We start from the raw sequence: 18,507 nt of genomic DNA, 5'->3' as shown, positions 1-18,507 counted from the left end.
AGCTATGGCGCGCCCGTTGGAAACCTCTGGACGACAGCATGGTGGCCCTTGTGCGGCAAGACGGCCGCGGCCACTGTGCGATCAGACGCGGCGCAGACCGCGCGGACCTTTCCGGTCCGGTTCAAGAATCTGGGCGGCCGAAGCCGATCGGGCGCTCGGGGGGAGATGATATGCGGCCAGAGGATCGGGCCCGGCCCAAGGAGCCGGTGCGCGCGGGGTTCATCGCCGCCTACACCCTGGCGCAGATCGGCGCGTTCGTGTCGTTCCAGCCGCTGCTCCAGGTGCTGCTGCCGCTGAAGGCCGAGGCGATCGACCCGGCGGGCAAGGCGGTGGTCCTGAGCCAGGTCGCCTTCTACGGCGCGATCGTCGCCAGCATCGCCAACCTGTTGGCCGGGGCGATCAGCGACCGGACCACCTCACGTTTCGGCCGGCGTAGGCCTTGGATCGTGGTCGGCGCGATCGGCGCGTCCCTTGCCTATCTGGCGATCATGCGCGCCACCACCCCCGCGGCCCTGGTCGGCGGCATGATCCTGTTCCAGCTGACCTTCAACCTCTGCTTCTCGGCGCTGGTGGCGGTGATGCCGGACCGTGTGCCTGATGGGCAAAAGGGACTGGTGGCGGCGTTCCAGAGCCTGGGCAATCCGCTCGGCACGGCCGCCGGGGCGGTGCTGATCGGCGGCGTCCTGGTGGTCGAAGGCCAACGCTACGCGGCGATCTCGGCGGCCTTGCTGATCGGGCTTTTGCCGCTGGTGATCAGCCTGCGCGACCCGCCGCTGCCCAAGAGCAGCGTGCCGCCGTTTAACCTGGGCGCCTTTCTCTCCGGTCTCTGGGTGAATCCGCGCAAGCATCCGGACTTCGCCTTCGCCTGGGCGGGACGGTTCATGGTGCTGGTCGCCCTCTGCCTGACCCAGAACTACATGCTCTACTTCCTGCAGGACGTGCTGGACTATCCGCGGCTGTTCCCAGGGCGCCGGGCGGAGGAGGGGCTGGCGATCCTGACGACGGTCTCCACCGTCTCGAATGTCGCCTTCGCCATGCTGGGCGGGGTGCTGTCCGACCGGCTGCGGCGGCGCAAGTTGTTCGCCTTCGGCGCGGCCTTGGCGATCACCGCGACCATGATCGTCTTCTCGATGTCGCCGAGCTGGCCGCTGCTGCTGGCGACCTATTTCGTTCTGGGCTGCGGCGCGGGGTGCTTCTATGCGGTCGACATCGCCCTGGTGACCCAGGTGCTGCCGTCACAGCGCGACGCGGGCAAGGACCTGGGCGTCATCAACCTGGCCAACACCTTGCCCCAGGCCCTGGCGCCGGGCCTGGCCGTCTGGGCGCTGGGACCCAGCCGGATGGACTACCACGTCTTCTTCCTGACCGCCGCGGCGCTGGCCCTGGCTGGCGGTCTGGCGATCCTGCCGATACGAGGGGTGCGCTAACTCCTACCTAGAGACCGTCTTGCCCCAGTTTCGCGTTGTCACCGATCCGGACGATCCCGCCGTCGCCCCGTTCCGCGCAATCAAGGAGCGCGACCTCGTCGGGCGCGAGGGGCTGTTCATCGCAGAGGGCGAGACGGTGTTGCGCGCCTTTGTCCGCGACGCGCCCGACCGCGTGGTCTCGCTGCTGATCGATCCCAAGCGTCGGGACAAGCTGGGAGACGTCTTCGCGGCGTTGCCCGAGGATGCTCCGGTCCATTTCGCCGACCAAGCGGTGCTCGACGCCATCGCCGGCTTTCACCTGCATCGCGGCGTGCTGGCCGTCGGGCGAAAGCCAGCGCCCGTCCCCGCCGCGGACCTGCTCGCGCGCCTGCCTGAAAGGGCGGTGGTGCTGGTGCTGTGCGGCATCGCCAATCACGACAACATCGGCGGCATCTATCGCAACGCCGCCGCCTTCGGCGCCGACGCCATCATCCTCGACGCCGACTGCTGCGATCCGCTGTACCGCAAGGCGATCCGCGTCTCGGTCGGCGCGGCGCTGTCGGTCCCGACCGCGCGGCTCGAGCGCGGCGAGGACATCGCCGACCTCCTGGCGCGGACAGGCTTCGAGGCCCTGGCGCTCAGCCCGTCGGCTTCCGAGATCCTGGCCCACCTGAAGCCCGCGCCGCGGACGGCCGTCCTGCTGGGCGCCGAGGGGCCGGGCCTTTCGCCGGAAGTGATGGCGCGCGCCCGGACGGTGGGGATCCCCATGGCCAACGGCTTCGACTCGCTGAACGTCGCCACCACCAGCGGGATCGTGCTGCACCACCTGCGGTTCGCGCCGCTCTAGGGGAAGATTGGAAACCGGTTTCCAAATCGACGCGAGCGGCTTTAGGGTCTCGCCCACAACATCCCGTCAGAAGGCTTCGATCCCATGCTGAACCGTCGCGGCGCCCTTGCGGCCTTTGTCACTGGCGTCCTGGGATCCCTGGCGGCGCGAAAGGCGGAGGCGGCCGCGCAGTCCCCCAAGTCGGCGCCGGCCGATCCCACCGAGATCATCACCCTCTGGCCGAACGGCGCGCCGGGCGGGGAGGGCGTGACGGTCGAGGAGCAGATCATCGATCGCACCGCCGCCGGCGGTCCCCGCGACCGCGCCCTGACGCACACGCGCAAGCCGACCCTGGCGGTCTTCCGCCCCAAGAAGCCGAACGGCGCGGCGGTGATGCTGATCCCGGGCGGCGGCTATGAGCGGGTGGTGCTGGACAAGGAAGGCTACGAGACCGCCCGGCGGCTGAACGAGAGCGGCTACACCTGCTTCGTGCTGTTCTACCGCATGCCCGGCGACGGCTGGGCGGCCGGCGGCGACGCGCCGCTGCAGGACGCTCAGCGGGCCATCCGCCTGGTCCGTTCGAAGGCTTCGGCCATGGGCTTTTCGGCGGACCGCGTGGCGATCATGGGCTTTTCGGCCGGCGGACATCTGGCGGCCAATCTGACGGTGCGGTTCGACGCGCCGACCTACGATCCGGTCGACGCCGCCGACCAACTGCCGGCCAAGCCGAACCTGTCGGCCCTGATCTATCCGGTCATCAGCCTGGACCTGTCGATCGCCCATGGCGGCTCGCGCAAGCAGTTGCTGACCCGCGACGGCTCGCCCGACCGCGAGGCGGTGCTGTCGCCCGACAAGCAGGTGCGCGAGGGGCTGTCGCCGGTGTTCCTGCTGCACGCCGCCGACGACAAGGCCGTGCCGGTCGCCAATTCCCTGACCATGTTCACGGCGCTGAAGGCGAAGGCCATACCGAGCGAGCTGCACGTCTTCGAGGAGGGCGGCCACGGTTTCGGGCTAAGGTTCAAGCCTGACCAACCAGTCTCGGCGTGGCCGAACCTGTTCGAAGCCTTCGCCAAGCGACACGGGATCTAGGGCGACTTCAAGCTGGCTAGTTCTAAGAACGAGCCCCAAATCCGTGTCATCCCGGAAGCCTCGCAGAGGCTATCCGGGACCCAGGGGCTAGCGGCAGTGCGGTTGCCCCTGGGTCCCGGCTCTCCGCTACGCTCCGGCCGGGATGACACGAGAGGAGGCGATGAAGCAGTCCAGGCGTTCGCTCAGCAGGCTTCCTTCTGTCGAAGGTTCCAGGCGGCGATTTCGGCGTCGCGGAACTTGACCCACTCGGCCCGCAGCACCGCCGGCCGCTTGCCGTGGCGCTCGTCCAGAAACTCGGCGCCGACCACGCGGTCGGTGCGGAAGGTGCGGAACGCCTCGCGCAACTCGCACCAGGCGATGATCATGCGAATGGTCTCGCGATAGCCGACCGTGACCGGCCAGATGACGCGGTTGCTGACCGCGCCGGCCTCGTCGCTGTAGTCGAGGCGGATCTTGCGGCCGGCGTGGATCCAGGCGCGGACCTGGGCGACGTCGATGCGGTCGGTCTGGGGCTTCCAGGCGGGGGAGGCCGCCGCCGCCGGCTCCAGCACGTAGGGGCGCAGCCGATCGGGCACCGCCGAGGCGATCTTGCTGATCAGGTCCTTGGCCGCCTTGGCGAGGACGGGGTCGCCGCGTCCGGCCACCCATTGCGCCCCCAGCACCGCCGCCTCGATCTCGTCGGGCGTCAGCATCAGCGGCGGCATGTCGAAGCCGGCCTCCAGCACATAGCCGACTCCGGCCTCGCCGCGGATCGGCGCGCGCTGGCCGACCAGGGCGGCGATGTCGCGATAGACGCTGCGCTTGGAGGTTTCCAGCTCAGCGGCGATGGCGTCGGCCGTCACCGGCGCGCGGCTGCGGCGCAGAATCTGGATGATCTGGAAAAGGCGTTCAGCGCGTCTCATGGCTTCGAATATCAGCGATCGCTACTGACAGCATGCTGGCAGTAGGGTGGCGGTAGCAAGTGGTCATCACGACATTCGAGATCGGAGAGGGACCATGATCACGCTGTTCGCCGCCGGAGCCGGGTTCGGGCTGCCCGAGATCAGCCCCTATGTGACCAAGACCGAGGTCCAGCTGATGATGGCCGGTCTCGACTATCGCAAGACGGTCGGCAGCCGCGAGACCGCGCCCAAGGGCCAGTTGCCGTGGATCGAGGACGCCGCCCAGGCGATCGGCGACTCCACCTTCATCCGCGCCCACATCGAGCAGAAGTACAATGTCGATCTGGACATCGGTCTGACCGGCAAGGAGCGCGCCCAGGCCTGGGCGATCGAGCGGATGATCGAGAACCAGCTGGGCTGGGTCTCTGGCTATTTCCGCTTCCTGGAGCCCGCCAACTTCGCCAAGGGCCCGGCGCGCTGGTTCGACCAGGCGCCCGAGCACCTGCGCGAGGGGCTTCGCCAGGGCCTCCTGGAGGCGGTCAGCGCCAACGTCCGCGCCGTCGGCGTCGGGCGTCACCTTCGCGAGGAGATCGCCTGGCTGGGCAGTCTGTCGCTGCGGTCGCTGGACGAGCTGCTTGAGGACAAGACCTATCTGATGCGCGACAGCTACCCCGTCGGCGTGGACGCCATCGCCTTCGCCATGCTGGCCGCGATTCTGACGCCGTTCTTCGACTCGCCGCTGCGGCGCGAGGCCGAAAGCTATCCGCGCCTCGTGGCCTATGTCGGCCGCATGATGAGCCAGTTCTATCCAGCCCACCCCTGGGGTCTGCGACAGGCGGCCTGAGGACCTCGGCCATCCCCAGCCTAAGTCTAAGTGAACCCGTTTCAGGTTGCGATCAACAGTTGCATCTTGTTTCGATCTGACGTTGTTGACGGCCAATGACCTCGCTTTGGCGCGATCATTGGCCGCATATGCTCAGGTCTTGCCCCTCGCGGCGGGCGTGTGCTGTTTTGCGGCCTTCAAAACAGGGGGTATGGGATGTCTGAAACTTTGGCGCCGGTAGAGGTTGAGACGGTGCTGGAAGCGATCTCGACGGAGATGTCGATCGCGGCCGTGGCGTGCGGACATCTGGACGTGGCGCTGGGCAAGATCCTCGAGGTCGTGCCGGCCGAGCATCGCTTGGCCGTGATGCACGAGCTGCACATGGTCGACATGCTGGCCCAGCACATCACCGCCATCACCGACTTCACGGGCCGCGTGCTGCACGAGAGCCACCACACCGGTCGCCTCGAGGTCAACGACGCCCTCAACGCCATCACCCTGGGCGACGTCGCCGCCCGCCTGCGCGCTTCGCTGCAGGCCAAGGCCGGCTAACGAGGCTAATGCGCCGGCCGGACGGCGTCCGCGGACACCGCGTGCGCCGACGGCCGTCCGGCCTCGACATCCGCCAGATTGCCCAACGTCGTCTCGGCGATCGCGGTCAGCGCCTCTTCGGTGAGGAAGGCCTGGTGGCCGGTCACCAGCACGTTCGGGAAGGTCAGCAGGCGCTGGAACAGATCGTCCTGGATGATCTCGTTCGACAGGTCCTCGAAGAAGAGATCCGCCTCCTGCTCGTAGACATCCAGCGCCACGCCGCCCACCTGCCGCGACTTCAGGCCCGCGATCAGGGCGGTGGTGTCGATCAACGCGCCCCGGCTGGTGTTGATGATCAGCACGCCAGGCTTGGCCGCCGCGATGGCGGCGTCGTCGATCAGGTGACGGGTCTCGGGCGTCAGCGGACAGTGCAGCGAGATCAGCTCGGCCTCGCGCAGCAGCGTCTTGACTGGGACATAGCGGACGCCGGCGGCGACCAGCGCCGAATCCTGAACGACATCGCTGGCCAGCACCTCGCAGCCGAAGCCCAGGCGCAGCATGCGCGCGACCAGCGCCCCGATCCGGCCCGTGCCGACGACGCCCGCCGTCCGTCCGGCCAGGTTGCGGCCGATCAGGCCGTCCAAGGCGAAGTTGTTTTCGCGGACGCGGGCGTAGGCGCGCGGGATGTTGCGATCCAGCGCCAGCAGGAGGCCCAGGGTGAACTCCGCCACCGCCTCCGGCGAATAGGCCGGCACCCGCACCACGGTGACGCCCAGCCGCTGGGCGGCCGCCAGATCGACATTGTTGAAGCCGGCGCACCGCAGCGCCACGGTCCGCGTCCCGCCCGTCGCCAGGGCCTCTAGCGTCGCCGCGTCGAGGCGGTCGTTGACGAAAACGCAGACCGCCGGATAGCCGACGGCCAGCGGGGCCGAGGAGGCGTCGAGCCTGGCCTCGAAATAGTCGATGCGGTGACCGAAGGCGCCGTTGGCGGCGTCGAAGAACCGCCGGTCGTAGGCCTTGGCCGAGAACATCGCGACCCGCATCGTGCGCTCCTTGAATGATTGAGTCAGCGGTAGCAGATCGCGCGGGGCGCGCGCAGCGCGGGCGGCTACGGAGGGTCAGCTCACCAAGGCCCGCTCACCAAGGTATAGGCGCGCCGTCGTAGTCGAAGAAGCCGCCGCTATCGGCGGCCTCCAGCTGGTGGATGACCTTGAGCAGCTTGGCGGCGGCCTCGCGCGGCGCGGCGATCGATCGGCTGGCTCGCGCGAACGGCGCGCTGAGCGGCGTATCCACCGTCCCGGGATGCAGGACCGCGCAGATCGCCAGCGGCCGTTCGCGCGACAGCTCGATCGCCTGGCAGCGGATCAGCATATTCAGCGCCGCCTTGCTGGCGCGGTAGGCGTGCCAGCCGCCCAGGCGGTTGTCGCCGACGCTGCCAACGCGGGCCGATAGCGCCGCGATCACGCCGCGTTCGTGGCGGGGCAGCAGCGGCGCCAGGTGCTTGCAGACCAACGTCGGCAGCACGGTGTTGACCTCGAACAGCCGCGAGAGGTTGGCGGCCGTCACCGCCTTCATGGATTTCTCGGGCGTGAGGCCCGGCTCGTGCAGCAGGCCCGTGGCGATGAGGATCAATCCAGGGACGCCGAGCCTGGAGACCTCGATCGTCAGGTCGGCCAGACCCTGCTCGTCCAACAGGTCGGCGGCCAGGAAGGGCAGACGCGGATCGTCGGGCCAGTCGTCCGGCCGCCGGCGGCCGACGCCGACCACCTTGGCCCAGCCCGGCTCGCCGCGCAGTTCCTCGACGAAGGCGCGCCCAAGGCCGCCGCCGGCGCCAACCACGATCGCGAGGCGGTGGTCGGACTCGTGGTCAAACGCCATTTCAGCCGCCCGCCACGGCCGCGCCGATCACCAGGCCGACGCAGGCCATGGCCGTCAGCGGCAGGCGAAGCTGCCGGTAACACTCGGGGAGAGGCTTGGAGGTCACGTCCCAGACACCTTGCGCGGCCAAGGCGGCGGCCATGCCAAGCAGGGCGTCCGCCGCCAGCTTGGGTTCGCTCTGCCCCATGACGCCGACGGCGGCGAGCGCCCAGCCGGCCAGAGGCGGCGCCATGGCCAGGATCAGGGTGTCCGGGCGGCAGTCGTCGCTGAACACCGCCTGCGCCGCGCGCACGCCGCCCAGGAACGACAGGATGGCGGCGGCGTAGACGATCTGGATGCTGCTCCAGGACAGGACCGGCTCGAACCAGTCGATCCGCAGCACCGGCGGCGCCAGGAACGGAATCAGCCCCAGGCCGCCCAGCCAGGTCATCAGCTTGGCCTGGGATCGCGCCTGGCCGATCTCTTGCGCATGCGACATGGCTTCCGCTCCCTGGAACGAGCGCCGGGCTGGCGCTCGGGTGGGAGATACGCATTGTCGCCGCGATCGGATGACCGCGCACGCCGCATCGATCGCTCAAAGCGCTCGAGGCTTTAGCCATGAATTTGGAGAGGAATGGTGGATGCGACAGGGATTGAACCTGCGACCCCCGCGGTGTGAAAGATTGTATATCTAGTTGAAATGGCTCATCGCTGAGCTTCGAAGGCTCCGCTTTTGGCGATGGCTATGACGCCTTCCCACCGGATCGCACGGCCGGGGTATCCTGACCCACGCTGACGTTCGCAACGTCTCCTTCCTGGCGTCCAATGCATACGGTCGTGGGCCGCGCGAGCGCTCTTAGACGAATGGCCGTAGGTCCACAGCGGCGCACATTGATGTCGCGGACTTGGTGGAGTTCTGTTGTCGATCGACAAGTCGCGACATCCTGGCCTTGAAATCCTCGCTTCAAGTTATCGATTTCGATAGGTGTCGCCGTATGCAGCGCGATCCGCCAACCGGGAAAATCACGATCGTCGACATCGCCCGCGCCGCTGGCGTGTCCATCAAGACGGTCTCGCGCGTCATCAACCAGGAAGAGGGCGTGGGGGACGAGACCCGGGCGCGAGTCTTGGAGATTGTCGCGACGATGGGTTATCGCCCTAACGTCTCGGCCCGCTCGCTGTCCAGCCGCCGCAGCTATCTCATCGGCGTGATCTTCATGCGCGTCGGAGCCTATCACTATGTCGGCGAGGTGCAGGTGGGCGCCATGCGCGCCTGCCGGCGGGCGGGCTACCACCTGGTGGTCGAGCAGGTGCTGCCACCCGAGGCCGTAGGGGGCGTTCAAGGGTTCGCCGAAGGTTTGCGCGACGCCCGGTTCGACGGCGTCGTGCTGACCCCGCCGACCTGCGATGATCCCGAGGTTCTGGCGGCGGTCGAGACGGCGGGGCTGCCCTATGTGCGCATTGCGCCGCACCGCGAGTTCGAGCGCTCGCCGTACGTCTTCATGGACGATCGCAAGGCGGCGCGAGAGCAGACCCTGCGCCTGTGGAACATGGGCCATCGACGGATCGCCTTTATCGATGGTCCCGCCGATCACGGCTCGGCGGCGCGTCGGCGGCAAGGCTATATCGAGGCGCTGCGAGACCGAGGTGTCGAGCCCCGGCCCGAGTGGATCGCCAAGGGCTCGTTTCTCAGTCTGTCCGGCTTCGACGCGACGGAGCGCCTGCTAGCCTTGGCCGAGCGTCCGACGGCGATCTTCGCAGCCAACGACGAGATGGCCGTGGGCGCCTTAGCCGCCGCCGCCAAGCATGGGCTATCGGTGCCGCGCGATCTCTCCGTGGTCGGCTTCGATGACACGCCAACGGCCGAAGCGGCTTGGCCGCGCCTAACCACGGTCCATCAGCCAACCGCCGAAATGGCCGAGGCCGCCGTCGAGATGCTGATCGACGGGTTCGGAGACGAGCGGCTTCGCACCCGAGTCGCGGCGCGCCAGTTGGGCTATAGCCTCATCCAGAGGGACTCGGCCGCCCCGCCGCTGCCCTAGGCCGGATCGGCCCGGGATAGCGCCCGACGCGATCAATTTTCGGCGTTGGCGTTAGGCCGACGAACAAAGCTTCGCCATGGACCTTTGCCGGAGGCGAATTCCGTCCGCCGGCCGACATTTCCGACAGCGGTGTCAATAATGCTAGCTATAGACAACGTTGTCGTAATCATGCTGTCTAGTTTAAGACAACGTTGTCGTAGCCGCCTCGGCGGCGGCGACCGTGTCGGGAAAGGTCTCGGAACAAGGGGCCCAAGGAAACGCAAACAGGCGCCGATGGCGCCGCTGGGGATCGTGGCGTCCGGCGTTCGCATCGGCGCGCTTCGAGTCCAGGCAGGACAAAGGGAAAGAGATGCGTAGTCTCCTGTTCGCATCGGCCGCCGTGGCGGCCGTGAGCTTGCACGCGCCTGACGCGGTGGCTCAGGAAGCCGGCGCCGTGAAGCTCGACGAAGTGGTCGTGACCGCTCAACGTCGCAGTGAAAACCTCCAGAAGACCCCACTCACCGTGTCGGCGGTCACGGGCGACAAGCTGGAATCGCAGGGCATCAAGACGGTCGTCGATCTGTCGGCCCAGGTGCCGGCGCTGCAGATCAGCTCCAGCGGCTCGGGCGCGGCCGTGGTCTTCCTGCGCGGCATCGGCAGCACCAACACCACCGAAGTCGGCGACCCCGCCGTGGCCTACCACATGGACGGCATCTATATCGCCCGCTCCACCTCGGTCGGGGCGCTGTTCTACGACGTGGATCGGGTCGAGGTTCTGCGCGGCCCTCAGGGCACGCTGTATGGCCGTAACGCCACGGCCGGCGCGATCAACGTCATCACCAAGCAGCCCAAGTTCGACTACGAGGGAAATGGCTCCGTCGATTTTGGCAACTACGGCGCCATCACCACCTCGGGCATGGTCAACCTTCCGGTCAGCGACACCCTCGCCGTGCGCGCCGCGTTCCAGACCGCTCGCCACGACGGCTATGTGAAAGCGCTGAACAAGGGCCCCGGCACCGGCGGCAACGATCGCTACGACCAGGACGACAAGTCGGCTCGCGTGCAATTGCTATGGAAGCCCAGGGACACCTTCTCACTGCGGGTCGGGGCCGACTACCTGCACCAGGGCGGCGCTGGCGGCGGCGACAAGAGCTATGGCGCGGCCCTGTCCAACAGTGATCCGTGGACCTGCAACTGCGCCACCAACCTCTATCGTAACAACAAGTTCTTCGGCGCCCATAGCCAGGCCGACCTGGACCTGGGCTTCGCCACGTTGACCTACCTGACCGGCTACAACTTCTCGCGCCTAGACCGCAGCGGCGAGAACGCCAGCACCGGCGCGCCCAACTACTTCAAGGGCAAGGACACGACCTGGTCGCACGAGCTGCGCCTGGGCGGCGACACCGGCAAGCTCAAGTGGGTCGTCGGGCTGTACCGATTCACGGAAGACAACAACGTCGACTTCCGAGTCTTCCTGGCGACCAATTCGTACCTGTCGTTCATCCAGCCGGAAGTCACCGCCAAGTCGATCGCCGCCTTCGGCCAGGGCACCTATGAGGTGACGGATCGGCTCCGGATCACTGGCGGTCTGCGCTATACCGAGGACCGCAAGGCGCGTGACGGCGGCACCTTCCTGACCAACTCGGCCGGGGCGATCACCTCGACCGTGATCAAGAACCTGGCCGACGCCAAGTGGGACGCCACCAACTGGAAGCTCGGCGCTGACTTCGACCTGACCAGTAGCTCGATGGTCTACGCCAACGTGGCCACGGGCTATAAGGCCGGCGGCTACTACGACGGGGTCGAGAACAACGTCTACGACCCCGAGAAGATCACCTCGTACGAAGCGGGCGTAAAGAACCGCTTCTTCGACAACCGCCTGCAGTTGAACGCCACCGGCTTCCTCTACGACTATCGCGATTTCCAGGTCACGGCGGTCGGGACCATCGCCGGGCAGAACGCGTCGGTCACGCTCAACGCCGACAAGGCCCGCGTGTACGGCTTTGAATTCGAGAGCAATCTCGTCGTCACCGAGCACGACCGCATCGACGCCACCCTGGGCTGGCTACATGCCCGCTACACCGACTTCGTGCTGCCGCTGGGCGACGCGTTCGCGAACAACAACGCCAACGCCGGCGGCACGGGCTGCTTCAAGACCAACTTCGCCGCCGCCGCGCCGCGGTCTACCGACTTCTCCGGCTGCCGCATGGCTCGCACTCCGACCTGGAGCGTCAACGTCGGCTACCAACACACCTGGGAGATCGCCTCGGGCGCCAAGGTCGTGGGCCGAGTCCAGACCCACTACGAGAGCGGCAAGAACCTCGAATACCACGGCTTCGCCCAGAACAGGCAGGACGGCTTCACCAAGAGCGACGTCAGCCTGACCTACACCAGCGCCGACGATCGCTGGAATCTGCAGGGCTATGTCCGCAACCTCGAGAACGACGACGTGCGCACCGCTTCGTCCCCGAACTCGACGACCGGCTTGGCGACCAACGGCAATGGGGAGTTCTACGCCCCGCCGCGCACCTACGGCCTGCGTCTGGGGGTCAACTTCTAGCTTTCCGACGACTTACCGCCCTCGGCGTCTCCTGCGCGCCGAGGGCGCCTTCTTTGGTTCGTATCCGGAGTTCAATGTGCGCGCCCTTCAACGTCTTCTGATCTCGACCGCGATCCTGGTCGCGACCGGCTCGTCGGCCCTGGCCGCCACCCAGCCGCTCCTTGGCGTGCGCGACGGCAAGGTGCTCACCGTCGATGGGCTGCGCTTTCGAGACCTGGACCGTGACGGCAAGCTCTCGCCCTTCGAGGATTGGCGCCTGGCGCCGGACCGGCGGGCCGCCGACCTTGTCGCGCGCATGACGCTGGAGGAAAAGGCCGGCGAGATGATGCACGGCACCCTGCCGGCCGTTGGCGGCTTGGTTCCGGGGCGAGGGCAGGGCTATGACCTCGCCAAGCTGAAGCCTCTGATCCTCGATCGGCACGTCACCACATTCATTACCCGCCTCTCCGGCGATCCGGCGTGGCTAGCCGAGCAGAACAACGCCGTCCAGGCGATCGCCGAGCAGGGGCGCCTTGGCGTGCCGGTGACCATCAGCACCGATCCCCGTCATCACTTCCAATTCGTCGACGGCGCCAGCGTCGCGGCGGGCGGCTTCTCTCAATGGCCAGAGGCGACCGGCCTCGCGGCGATCGGCGACGTCAAGCTAGTCCGCCGCTTCGGTGAGATCGCCCGTCAGGAATATCGCGCGGTCGGCATCCATCAGGCCCTGTCCCCGATGGCCGACCTCGCCACCGAGCCCCGCTGGTCCCGGATCAGCGGCACGTTCGGCGAGGATCCGGATCTCGTCGGCCGCATGGTCAAGGCCTATGTCCAGGGCTTCCAGGGCGGCGAAACGAACCTCGCGCCGAACGGCGTCTCGGCGGTGGTCAAGCACTGGGTCGGCTACGGCGCCTCGGCCAAGGGCTTCGACGGCCACAACAGCTATGGCCGCTACGCTGTCTTCCCGGCCGGCCAGTTCGATCTGCACCTGAAACCGTTCGACCAGGCCTTCGCCGCCGGCGCCGTGGGGGTGATGCCGACCTACGCAATCCTCAAGGACCTGATGCTGGAGGGGCGGCCGCTCGAACAGGTCGGCGCAGGATTCTCCAAGCAACTGCTGACCGAGCAGCTCCGGACCAAGCACGGCTTCAAGGGGATCGTCCTCTCCGACTGGGCGATCACCAATGATTGTCCCGAGACCTGCCGCGGCGGCTTCCCCGCCGGCCAGAAGCCGAGTTTCGCGGGCTTCTCGACCGCCTGGGGCGTCGAGGATCTTTCCAAGGTCGACCGCTACGCCAAGGGCGTGAACGCGGGCCTCGATCAGTTCGGCGGCGTCGAGGACACGGCGGAGCTGGTCGCCGCGGTGAAGGCCGGCAAGATCCCGCCGGCCCGCGTCGACGACGCCGCCCGACGCATCCTGGCGATCAAGTTCGAGCAGGGCCTGTTCGAGAATCCTTATGTCGACGCCAAGGCGGCGACGGCCATCGTCGGCTCCAAGGCGTTCGTGGCCGAAGGCCGGGCGGCGCAGAGCGCGGCGCTGACGCTGCTGGAAAACAAGAACGGTCTGCTGCCGTTGAAGCCGACCGGCAAGAAGGTCTGGCTCAAGGGCGTGTCCGCCGGCGCGGCCCGCGCCCATGGCCTAGTGCCGGTCGAGGATCTGACCCAGGCCGAGCTGGCGATCATCCGGACAGCGACGCCGTTCCAGACTCTTCATCCGAACTTCATGTTCGGCAGCTTCCAGCACGAGGGCGATCTGTCGTTCAAGGACGGCGCGCCCGAATACGAAGCGATCAAGGCCGCCTCGGCCAAGGTCCCGACGATCGTTTCAGTTTACCTGGACCGCCCGGCGATCCTGACCAATGTGCGTGACAAGGTCGCCGCGCTGGTCGGAGATTTCGGGTCCAGCGACGAGGCCTTCCTCGACGCCCTGACCGGCGCCGCGCCGCCGCGCGGCAGGCTGCCGTTCGAGCTGCCTTCGTCGATGGCCGCCGTCGAGGCCCAGGCCGAGGACGCGCCGCACGACTCCCAGGCTCCGCTCTATCCGATCCATTTCGGCCTGACCTACTGAGGACGACCGCCATGAACCGCTCCGTGATCGCCGCCGCCAGTCTCGCGGTGCTCGCCGTCGCCTCCGCCGTCCACGCCCAGGCGTCGCGGCCCTGGATGAACGCCAAGCTGTCGCCGGACGAGCGGGCCGCTCTGCTGGAAAAGGAGATGACCCTCGACGAGCGCATCGGCCTGCTGCACGGGCCGATGTCGATGCCGATCTTCGGCATCAAGAAGCCCGAGGGCGCGATCGGCTCGGCCGGCTATATCCCCGGCATCCCTCGGCTCGGCGTGCCGGCGGTCAACGAAAGCGACGCCAGCCTGGGCGTGACGAATCCGCTGGGCGTGAGGCCGGGCGACGGGGCCACCGCGCTGGCTTCGGGTCTGTCGCTGGCGTCGACCTTCAACACCAAGCTGGCCTATGACGGCGGCGCGGTGGTCGGGCGGGAGGCGCGGGCCAAGGGCTTCAACGTCCAGCTGGCCGGTGGCGTCAACCTGGCCCGCGATCCGCGCAACGGCCGTAATTTCGAATATCTGGGCGAGGATCCTTGGCTGGCTGGCAATCTGGCCGGGGCGGCGATCAAGGGCATCCAGGACCAGGGGATCGTCTCGACGGTCAAGCACTTCTCGCTGAACGGCCAGGAGACCAAGCGCCACTTCGCCAATTCGGTGATCGACGAGGCGGCCCATCGCGAGAGCGACCTGCTTGCCTTCCAGATCGCCATCGAAAAGGGCCAGCCTGGCTCGGTGATGTGCGCCTACAACTTGGTCAACGGCGACTATAGCTGCGGCAACAACCACCTCCTCAACGAGGTCCTCAAGCGCGACTGGGGTTACAAGGGCTGGGTGATGTCGGACTGGGGCGCGGTCCACGCTACCGACTATATTCTCAAGGGGCTGGATCAGCAGTCGGGCGAACAACTGGACGGAACCACCTGGTTCGGCGCGCCGCTGAAGGCAGCCGTCGAGAAGGGGGAGGTTCCCGCCGCCCGCGTTTCCGACGCGGCTCGTCGCATTCTGCGCTCAATGTTCGCAGCGGGTCTCTTTGACAAGCCGGTCGAGCCGGGCGGCGCGGTCGACTACGAGGCTGGCGCCGCCGTCGCCCAGGGAGCCGCCGCCGAGGGGATCGTACTGCTGAAGAACCGCGACGGTCTGCTGCCTTTGGCCAAGACCGCCAAGACCATCGCCGTGATCGGCGGGCACGCCGACGCCGGCGTCCTGTCGGGCGGCGGCTCGTCCCAGGTCGTGCCGCCTGGCGGCGCCAAGCGCGTCGTGCCCCTTGGGGGGGAAGGCATGATGGGCCCGTTCCGCAGTCAGTACTTCAACGGCTCCTCGCCGCTGGCGGCGCTGCGCAAGGCGCTGCCCGAGGCCACGGTGACCTTCGACGACGGCCGCTATGTCGCCTCCGCCGTCGCGGCCGCCAAGGCCGCCGACGTGGTCGTGGTGTTTGGCAACCAGTGGATGGGGGAGGGCGAGGACGCCCCCGACCTGTCGCTGCCCGACGGCCAGGACGCCCTGATCGCCGCTGTCACCGCCGCTAATCCGAACGCGATCGTGGTGCTGCAGACCGGCGGCCCAGTGTCGATGCCCTGGCTCGACCGGGCCGGCGCGGTGGTCGAGGCCTGGTATTCGGGCGCGAAGGGCGGCGAGGCGATCGCCGACGTGCTGCTGGGGACGGTCAACCCGTCGGGCCGCCTGCCGATGACCTTCCCCGCCTCGATCGATCAGTATCCGCGCACGCAACTGCCGGGCCTGACCGTTCCGGATAAGACCAAGTTCGACGTCGTCTATTCCGAGGGCGCGGACGTCGGCTACCGCCGCTTCGCCGCCACGGGACAGAAGCCGCTCTTCCCGTTCGGCTACGGCCTCTCCTACACGAAGTTCGCCTATTCGAACCTGAAGGTGACCGGCGGCGACACCCTGATGGTCAGCTTCGACGTCGCCAATGTCGGCCAGCGCTTCGGCAAGGACGCGCCGCAGGTTTATCTGACGGGCGCGGCGGGCAAGCCGCTGCAACGGCTGATAGGCTTCGACAAGGTGGCCCTGAATCCTGGCGAGACTCGCCGCATCACCCTGACCGCTGATCCCCGCGTCCTGGCCAGCTTCGACGCAAAGGCCAACCGCTGGAGCTTGACGGGCGGCGACTATCAGGTCGCCGTGGGCGCCTCCTCGGCCGACCTAGCCTTGCGGGGCGCGGCCAAGGTCAAGGCGCGGACGCTAAAGCCGTAACGGGAGGATACAGATGATTATCCGCACCATCGCCACCGCCGCGATCCTGGCGGCGCTCCATGCCGGGCCGGCCCTGGCGGCCGACCCCATCGCGACCACCACCTTCGGCCCCGTCGTCGGGGAAGCTTCCACGGGTGTCGCCGCTTTCAAGGGCGTGCCGTTCGCGGCGCCGCCGGTCGGCCCGCTGCGTTGGCGCGCGCCCCAGCCGCCCAAGGTCTGGACCGCGCCGCGAGACGCCAAAGCCTACGGCGCCGACTGCATGCAGAATCCGTTCCCCGGCGACGCCGCGCCGCTGGGCGTGAAGCCGGCCGAGGACTGCCTCTACGCCAATGTCTGGACGCCCGAGGCGGCGCTTAAGGACAAGATCAAGCGACCGGTGATGGTCTGGATCTATGGCGGCGGCTTCGTCAATGGAGGCAGCTCGCCGGCCGTCTACAGCGGCGACCGCTTCGCCCGGGACGGGGTGGTGCTGGTTAGCTTCAACTACCGTGTCGGCCGTTTCGGCTTCTTCGCCCACCCGGCCCTGACGGCGGCGGGGGCCGATGGCGGGATGCTCGGCAACTACGGTCTGATGGATCAGATCGCCGCCCTGACATGGGTGCGCGACAATATCGCCGCCTTCGGAGGCGATCCCAACAACGTCACGGTCTTCGGCGAGTCGGCCGGCGGCATGTCTGTTCACGCCCTGCTGACCGCGCCCCAAGCCAAGGGCCTGTTCCACAAGGCCATCATCCAGTCTGGCGGTGGACGCCCGCGCCTGCTTCCGACCTTGCCGCTGACCGCGCCGGCGGGGCAGCGCTCGGCAGAAGCGGCGGGCCTGACCTTCGCGGCCAAGGCGGGCGTCTCCGGGACCGACGCCGCGGCGCTGGACGCGCTTCGCGCCTTGCCGGCCGAGACGGTGGTCGATGGCCTCAACATGGCGACCTCGAACACCCCAACCTGGGGCGGCGGGCCGATGCTGGACGGCAAGATCATGATCCGGGAGCCGCTGGCGGCCTACAGGGCCGGGGCCTGGACGAAGATGCCGGTGATGGTCGGAGCGACCAGCGCCGATGGCTTCTTCTTCGGCGGAAGTCGCGACCAGGTCTTCGCGCCATTTGGCGCGCGCCGGGCTGAGGCCGAGGCGCTGTACGATCCCAAGGGCGATGGCGACATCAAGGTCTACGGCTGGGCCGCTGCCGGCGACCGCATGTTCATCGAGCCCGCTCGCGCGGTGGCGCGCGTGATGGCGGAGGAGGGCGCGCCCGTCTATCAGTTCCGCTTCTCCTACGTGGCCGAGAGCATGCGGAGCCAGTGGTGGGGCGCGCCGCACGCCACCGAGATTCCTTTTGTGTTCGACACGGTCGACGCCCGCTATGGCGCAGCGCTGACTCAGGCCGACGCGACCGCGGCCAAAGCGGCCCACGCCTACTGGGTTGGGTTCGCCAAGAGCGGCGTCCCCAGCGCCTCGGGCCAGCCAGCATGGCCGCGCTACGAGGCCGCCACCGACCAGATCATGGACTTCGCCGCGCAAGGGCCGAAGGCGGAAGCCGATCCGCTCCGGGCGCGTCTCGATCTGGTGGAGGCGACCACGCGGTGATGATGGTCATTGTCGACGTGCACCAGGCGTGGCGCATGTGCGAAGCCTTGCCGGCGACTACAAGGCCGCCTGCGGCGCGTGAACGACCTTCCTTGAAACGAACCTTAGGCTGACAAGCGAACGGCTGAGCGGCGTTGCTTGGTTCTTAGATGTCTTGTTCCTGGACCAGATCCGACGTCGGCTCCTGGCGCGGAGGAGCCACCCCGTGCCGTTTGCGGCAACCTAGAGCGCCCTCCTGGCGACGCCCTGGAAATCCTTTCGATGGTGAGCGTAGTGACGCTCGAGCGTCATCGCGCTCATGCCCAGGTAGGAGGCCGCCAGCCAGATATCGACATTGGCCTGCATAAGCAGGGCGGAGGCCGTGTGACGCACCCAGTGCGGCGTGACGGCATGGCGGAACTCGCAAATGACGCCGGCGGGTGCCGGCCCACGAGCGATGTTCAACCTAGGTGAGGAGTCGCCGCCGGATAGACGCTCAAGTCACCGTGGAAACTCTGGGAATGAGAAAGAAGCTCAGGCGCACAGCGCGCGGTGAGAAGCTGGGGAAGTGGCCTTTCCAAGTAAGAGAACACTTCGGACGCGCCGATTTCTTCACAGCCTCGGAAATCCAGTCCTCGCAAGTATTCGCCTCGCGGGTTGGAGGGCTCGAAACTGGGGTTTCTGAGGCGATAGCGCCACAG

15 protein-coding genes and 1 pseudogene are annotated in these 18,507 nt (G+C 67.7%); 10 read left to right on the top strand and 6 right to left on the bottom strand.

Going from position 1 to position 18,507, the window contains the following annotated elements; translation table 11 throughout:
- Positions 1–170: 170 nt before the first annotated feature.
- The 3 genes from Q0379_RS22320 (at position 171) to Q0379_RS22310 (ending at position 3,321) form a co-directional block, all read left to right on the top strand.
- Entirely contained in the window at positions 171–1,427 is a 1,257-nt protein-coding gene (locus Q0379_RS22320; RefSeq protein WP_299016904.1) for an MFS transporter, read from the top strand.
- A 19-nt stretch (positions 1,428–1,446) separates the two neighbouring features.
- Positions 1,447–2,253 carry an RNA methyltransferase gene (locus Q0379_RS22315; RefSeq protein WP_299016901.1) on the top strand — a complete coding sequence of 269 codons (807 nt, stop codon included), beginning with the start codon at positions 1,447–1,449 and terminating at the stop codon, positions 2,251–2,253.
- Positions 2,254–2,337: 84 nt separating this feature from the next.
- Positions 2,338–3,321, top strand: coding sequence for an alpha/beta hydrolase (locus tag Q0379_RS22310; protein WP_299016895.1), 984 nt, complete (start codon positions 2,338–2,340; stop codon positions 3,319–3,321).
- A 90-nt stretch (positions 3,322–3,411) separates the two neighbouring features.
- On the opposite strand, the pseudogene Q0379_RS22305 reads toward Q0379_RS22310, so the two are convergent.
- Both Q0379_RS22305 and Q0379_RS22300 read right to left on the bottom strand, forming a co-directional pair.
- Positions 3,412–3,490 (bottom strand): annotated as a pseudogene (locus tag Q0379_RS22305) (hypothetical protein); the annotation flags it as partial.
- 13 nt (positions 3,491–3,503) lie between these two features.
- Positions 3,504–4,223, bottom strand: coding sequence for a YafY family protein (locus tag Q0379_RS22300; RefSeq protein ID WP_299016892.1), 720 nt, complete (start codon positions 4,221–4,223; stop codon positions 3,504–3,506).
- Between the two features lie 94 nt (positions 4,224–4,317).
- Between Q0379_RS22300 and Q0379_RS22295 the strand changes: the two genes are divergently transcribed.
- Together Q0379_RS22295 and Q0379_RS22290 are read left to right on the top strand one after the other, a co-directional pair.
- Positions 4,318–5,046 (top strand): glutathione S-transferase family protein, encoded by a 729-nt coding sequence (locus Q0379_RS22295; RefSeq protein ID WP_299016889.1) that lies wholly within the window; start codon positions 4,318–4,320, stop codon positions 5,044–5,046.
- Between the two features lie 195 nt (positions 5,047–5,241).
- A complete protein-coding gene (locus tag Q0379_RS22290; RefSeq protein WP_099536211.1) occupies positions 5,242–5,577 on the top strand; it encodes a hypothetical protein in 336 nt (111 codons plus the stop codon).
- 5 nt (positions 5,578–5,582) lie between these two features.
- Here the strand turns inward: Q0379_RS22290 and Q0379_RS22285 are convergent, their stop codons facing one another.
- From Q0379_RS22285 to Q0379_RS22275, 3 genes are all read right to left on the bottom strand, one after another.
- Positions 5,583–6,599 (bottom strand): 2-hydroxyacid dehydrogenase, encoded by a 1,017-nt coding sequence (locus Q0379_RS22285; RefSeq protein WP_299016883.1) that lies wholly within the window; start codon positions 6,597–6,599, stop codon positions 5,583–5,585.
- Between the two features lie 94 nt (positions 6,600–6,693).
- Complete coding sequence (locus Q0379_RS22280; RefSeq protein ID WP_299016880.1) at positions 6,694–7,434, bottom strand: SDR family NAD(P)-dependent oxidoreductase; 741 nt, start codon at positions 7,432–7,434, stop codon at positions 6,694–6,696.
- Between the two features lies 1 nt (position 7,435).
- On the bottom strand, positions 7,436–7,912 hold the full coding sequence (locus tag Q0379_RS22275) for a DUF3429 domain-containing protein (RefSeq protein WP_299016878.1): 477 nt from the start codon (positions 7,910–7,912) through the stop codon (positions 7,436–7,438).
- 496 nt (positions 7,913–8,408) lie between these two features.
- Here Q0379_RS22275 and Q0379_RS22270 point away from each other — a divergent pair, with 496 nt between their 5' ends.
- From Q0379_RS22270 to Q0379_RS22250, 5 genes are all read left to right on the top strand, one after another.
- A complete protein-coding gene (locus tag Q0379_RS22270) occupies positions 8,409–9,455 on the top strand; it encodes a LacI family DNA-binding transcriptional regulator (RefSeq protein WP_299016876.1) in 1,047 nt (348 codons plus the stop codon).
- A 349-nt stretch (positions 9,456–9,804) separates the two neighbouring features.
- Positions 9,805–11,994, top strand: coding sequence for a TonB-dependent receptor (locus tag Q0379_RS22265; protein WP_299016874.1), 2,190 nt, complete (start codon positions 9,805–9,807; stop codon positions 11,992–11,994).
- 76 nt (positions 11,995–12,070) lie between these two features.
- Complete coding sequence (locus Q0379_RS22260; protein WP_299016872.1) at positions 12,071–14,041, top strand: glycoside hydrolase family 3 N-terminal domain-containing protein; 1,971 nt, start codon at positions 12,071–12,073, stop codon at positions 14,039–14,041.
- Between the two features lie 11 nt (positions 14,042–14,052).
- Positions 14,053–16,248: a beta-glucosidase gene (locus tag Q0379_RS22255; RefSeq protein WP_299016870.1), complete on the top strand. Its 2,196-nt coding sequence runs from the start codon at positions 14,053–14,055 to the stop codon at positions 16,246–16,248.
- A 13-nt stretch (positions 16,249–16,261) separates the two neighbouring features.
- On the top strand, positions 16,262–17,827 hold the full coding sequence (locus Q0379_RS22250; protein ID WP_299016868.1) for a carboxylesterase family protein: 1,566 nt from the start codon (positions 16,262–16,264) through the stop codon (positions 17,825–17,827).
- 222 nt (positions 17,828–18,049) lie between these two features.
- Here the strand turns inward: Q0379_RS22250 and Q0379_RS22245 are convergent, their stop codons facing one another.
- Positions 18,050–18,271: a hypothetical protein gene (locus tag Q0379_RS22245; RefSeq protein ID WP_299016866.1), complete on the bottom strand. Its 222-nt coding sequence runs from the start codon at positions 18,269–18,271 to the stop codon at positions 18,050–18,052.
- Between the last annotated feature and the right edge of the window lie 236 nt (positions 18,272–18,507).

The sequence above is a fragment of the uncultured Caulobacter sp. genome (genome assembly GCF_937900395.1).
Taxonomy (GTDB): domain Bacteria; phylum Pseudomonadota; class Alphaproteobacteria; order Caulobacterales; family Caulobacteraceae; genus Caulobacter.
This window is presented reverse-complemented; position numbering and strand designations above follow the sequence as displayed.

Bases quoted from the DNA above. Each gene is read 5' to 3' on its own strand.
- Q0379_RS22270 (WP_299016876.1), top strand. From the start codon at position 8,409: ATGCAGCGCGATCCGCCAACCGGGAAAATCACGATCGTCGACATCGCC.
- Q0379_RS22280 (WP_299016880.1), bottom strand. From the start codon at position 7,434: ATGGCGTTTGACCACGAGTCCGACCACCGCCTCGCGATCGTGGTTGGC.
- Q0379_RS22300 (WP_299016892.1), bottom strand. From the start codon at position 4,223: ATGAGACGCGCTGAACGCCTTTTCCAGATCATCCAGATTCTGCGCCGC.
- Q0379_RS22310 (WP_299016895.1), top strand. From the start codon at position 2,338: ATGCTGAACCGTCGCGGCGCCCTTGCGGCCTTTGTCACTGGCGTCCTG.
- Q0379_RS22285 (WP_299016883.1), bottom strand. From the start codon at position 6,599: ATGCGGGTCGCGATGTTCTCGGCCAAGGCCTACGACCGGCGGTTCTTC.
- Q0379_RS22255 (WP_299016870.1), top strand. From the start codon at position 14,053: ATGAACCGCTCCGTGATCGCCGCCGCCAGTCTCGCGGTGCTCGCCGTC.
- Q0379_RS22265 (WP_299016874.1), top strand. From the start codon at position 9,805: ATGCGTAGTCTCCTGTTCGCATCGGCCGCCGTGGCGGCCGTGAGCTTG.
- Q0379_RS22320 (WP_299016904.1), top strand. From the start codon at position 171: ATGCGGCCAGAGGATCGGGCCCGGCCCAAGGAGCCGGTGCGCGCGGGG.
- Q0379_RS22250 (WP_299016868.1), top strand. From the start codon at position 16,262: ATGATTATCCGCACCATCGCCACCGCCGCGATCCTGGCGGCGCTCCAT.
- Q0379_RS22295 (WP_299016889.1), top strand. From the start codon at position 4,318: ATGATCACGCTGTTCGCCGCCGGAGCCGGGTTCGGGCTGCCCGAGATC.
- Q0379_RS22275 (WP_299016878.1), bottom strand. From the start codon at position 7,912: ATGTCGCATGCGCAAGAGATCGGCCAGGCGCGATCCCAGGCCAAGCTG.
- Q0379_RS22290 (WP_099536211.1), top strand. From the start codon at position 5,242: ATGTCTGAAACTTTGGCGCCGGTAGAGGTTGAGACGGTGCTGGAAGCG.